3 protein-coding genes are annotated in these 3115 nt (G+C 73.6%); all 3 read right to left on the reverse strand.

The features are described 5' to 3' along the window. Positions 1 to 91 precede the first annotated feature (91 nt). The gene (locus tag ACZ4Z2_RS37265) at positions 92 to 697 is read right to left on the reverse strand and encodes a TIGR03086 family metal-binding protein (protein ID WP_468082216.1); all 606 of its coding nucleotides are present in this window, start codon (positions 695 to 697) and stop codon (positions 92 to 94) included. 162 nt (positions 698 to 859) lie between these two features. Beyond that, the gene (locus ACZ4Z2_RS37270; RefSeq protein ID WP_468082219.1) at positions 860 to 1615 is read right to left on the reverse strand and encodes a hypothetical protein; all 756 of its coding nucleotides are present in this window, start codon (positions 1613 to 1615) and stop codon (positions 860 to 862) included. A gap of 166 nt (positions 1616 to 1781) precedes the next feature. Then, positions 1782 to 2939, reverse strand: a complete 1158-nt coding sequence (locus ACZ4Z2_RS37275) for an XdhC family protein (RefSeq protein WP_468082217.1) — start codon at positions 2937 to 2939, stop codon at positions 1782 to 1784. Between the last annotated feature and the right edge of the window lie 176 nt (positions 2940 to 3115).

Raw genomic sequence — 3115 nt, forward strand, 5'->3', positions numbered from 1 at the left:
ACCCGTGTACTGGACGTACTCGGGTCGGGGCCCGGTGCGTCGAGAGCGCGTGCATGGCGTCGCGGGGTAGGTGGGAATGTGACGACAGGGCCTAGGAAGCGACCCAGTGGGGGTCGCGGCCCAGGTAGCGCAGCAGGGCCGCCACGTCGTCGTCGCCCTGCTCGGGGGTGAGGGCCGCTGCGTACGCGCCGTAGGGGCGGAGTGGCTCGACGATCTCCCTGGCGACCTTGAGGAGAGGGCGGGCCAGTTCGGGGGTGAGCGGCGACGGGCGGCCCGTCGCCACGGCGATGTCCCAGGCGTGGACCGCCGCGTCCAGCCCGCACGCCGCCGAGCCCGACCACGGGGACAACGTGTGCGGCGGTACCGGCACGGGTACCTCGGCTGCGTCCCGGTCGGCCCCCGCCCACGCCTTCGCCGCGCGTGCCAGGGCGTCCTCCAGGTACGCCGCCGGGTTCGCCCCTTCCAGGTCGCCCGACGGGGCGAACGGGTCGAAGTCGGGGCCGGGTTCGCCCGTCAGCGCGGCGGCGTAGCCGATCTGGTCGCCGACGGCGTGCTGGAAGACCTGGGTGACGTTCCAGTCCGCGCAGGGTGTCGGCAGGTGCCAGCCGTCGGCGGGCACGGCGTGGACCGCCGTGCGCAGTGCTTCGTGGGAGGCGTCCAGGACGTCCCAACCGCTCGAGTTCGTGGTCTTGTTCATCGAAGATCCCCCTGTGGTAATGGTCGCGCAGTGATCGATGGTGTGGTCATGGGTCGACTCTCGTCCCGTGAGGACGGGAGAACCAGTGCTCCCCGCGACGGCGGGACCGCCGGCACCTGGCACGGGCGACTGCCTCCCCGGGCGCCGTAGGACGGCCGGGTGTCAGGACCTGCCGGGCTCCGGGTCGCCGTCGCGGTTGGCCGAGAGGCCGTCCCGGCGGTCGCGGTCGCCGTCGCCCGTGGTGCTGAGGAGGGTGTCGCAGATTTCGCGGAGCTTGTCCGTGGCCTGCTTGGAGAACAGACCGCAGAGGCCGGCTATGCCGGAGAAGCCGTACGGGTTGGTCGCGCCGGCACCGGAGCTCCCGGCGAACAGTCCGCCGCGCAGCAGGAGGTAGACGAGGAGCGCGAGGGCCACACCGATACCGGCGCGCAGCAGGTACCACCAGAGCCAGCTCGCGTAGAGCCGCCGGTTGCCGACGTACGTCGCGAACGAGGTGGCCGCGTGGACGAAGCTGCCGAGCGCGCTGCACACCACCACGGCCAGCAGCATCGCGGTGTCCGCGGTCAGCGCCCAGTCGCCGAACCCGAACGGCGACCAACGCGCGGTGGCCGCGGGGTCCGCCCCCGGCTCGACCGTCGCCAGCACCACCGGCCAGAGGGTGACGAGGGCACCGCAGACGAAGACGACGTCGGCGAGGAGGAAGAGGCCCAGCACGGTGGTCGCCGGCGTCGACAGCCGCCGCTCGTCACGGGCGCCGTCCGCCCCCTCGCCGGCCCCGCCGTCGACCGGGCCCGCCCCCGTACCGCCCGCACCCCCGTCCGGGCCGGTGGCGCCCTCCGGGTCATGGGCGCCCTCCGGGCCTCTGGCACCGTCGGGGCCCTCGTTCACGCCCCCGCCCGTGCCGTGCTCCACGTCCACCGTGCTCAACTGTCCGCCCCCGTAAGGCTGTTCCTGCCGTATCACCGACGGTCAACCCTGCCGCTCCGGGGGTCAAGTCACAAGTCGGGGACGGCCGCGCCGCCGGTCGCAGCAGCGACTCGTCGCGAGCGGGCGACAGCAGGATCCCGGTCGCCCTGAGAGGGCGTCAGGAGACCCTCAGGCTCGGCACGTCCGCCGGGTGCGGCGACGGGCCGTCGTGGTGGATCGGCGTGTGCGCCCCCGTCAGGGGGATCCCGCTGCCGCCGCGACGGTGGGCGATGATCTCGGAGGCGATGGACAGGGCCGTCTCCTCGGGGGTGCGGGCGCCGAGGTCCAGGCCGATGGGTGAGCGGAGGCGGGCCAGCTCCAGGTCGGTGACGCCCTCCTGGCGGAGGCGTCGCTCGCGGTCGAGATGGGTGCGGCGCGAGCCCATGGCGCCGACGTAGGCGACGGGGAGGCGCAGGGCGAGACGCAGCAGCGGTACGTCGAACTTGGCGTCGTGGGTGAGGACGCACAGGACGGTCCGGGCGTCCACGTCGGTGCGCTCCAGGTAGCGGTGCGGCCACTCGACGACGATCTCGTCCGCCTCCGGGAAGCGGGTCCGGGTCGCGAACACGGGGCGGGCGTCGCAGACGGTCACGTGGTAGCCGAGGAACTTGCCGATCCGGACGAGTGCCGACGCGAAGTCGATCGCACCGAAGACGATCATCCTGGGCGGCGGTACCGAGGACTCCACCAGAACCGTGAGCGGCGCTCCGCAGCGTGAGCCCTGCTCTCCGATCTCCAGAGTGCCGGTGCGGCCCGCGTCCAGGAGGGCGCGGGCCTCGGCGGCGACCGTACGGTCCAGCTCGGGGTGGGCGCCGAAGCCACCGTCGTACGAGCCGTCCGGGCGGACCAGCAGGGCCCGGCCCCGCAGCTCCGCCGGGCCGGAGACGATCCGGGCCAGCGCCGCGGCCGCACCACCCGCCGCCGAGGCGAGCGCGGCGGCGACCACCGGGCGGACCGGGTCGCCGACCCGCACCGGTGTCACGAGGATGTCGATGATCCCGCCGCAGGTGAGACCGACGGCGAAGGCGTCCTCGTCGCTGTAGCCGAAGCGTTCGAGGACGGGTTCGCCGTCCTGCAGCGCCTGCCGGCACAGGTCGTAGACGGCGCCCTCCACACAGCCGCCGGAGACCGAGCCGATCGCCGTGCCGTCGGCGTCCACCGCGAGCGCGGCGCCCGGCTGCCGGGGGGCGCTGCCGCCGACGGCCACCACGGTGGCCACGGCGAAGTCGCGCCCCTGCCCGACCCACCGGTGCAGCTCTTCGGCGATGTCCAGCATCTGTCGGTCTCCTCACAGGCAGCGGTTGCGCGGACGGTACTGGGCGGTGGCCCGGGGGCCCGGTCGCGGATACGACCTAGTTGTTCTGTCTCGGGAGGTTGTGGACGAGTGAGCCAGGTCTCGGCTGGGGGATCTTGAACAGGTGAGGGCCTTCCGGTTCGGTGTGGATTGCGACG

The sequence above is a fragment of the Streptomyces sp. NPDC030183 genome (assembly GCF_055573455.1).

Bases quoted from the DNA above. Each gene is read 5' to 3' on its own strand.
- ACZ4Z2_RS37265 (WP_468082216.1), bottom strand. From the start codon at position 697: ATGAACAAGACCACGAACTCGAGCGGTTGGGACGTCCTGGACGCCTCC.
- ACZ4Z2_RS37275 (WP_468082217.1), bottom strand. From the start codon at position 2,939: ATGCTGGACATCGCCGAAGAGCTGCACCGGTGGGTCGGGCAGGGGCGC.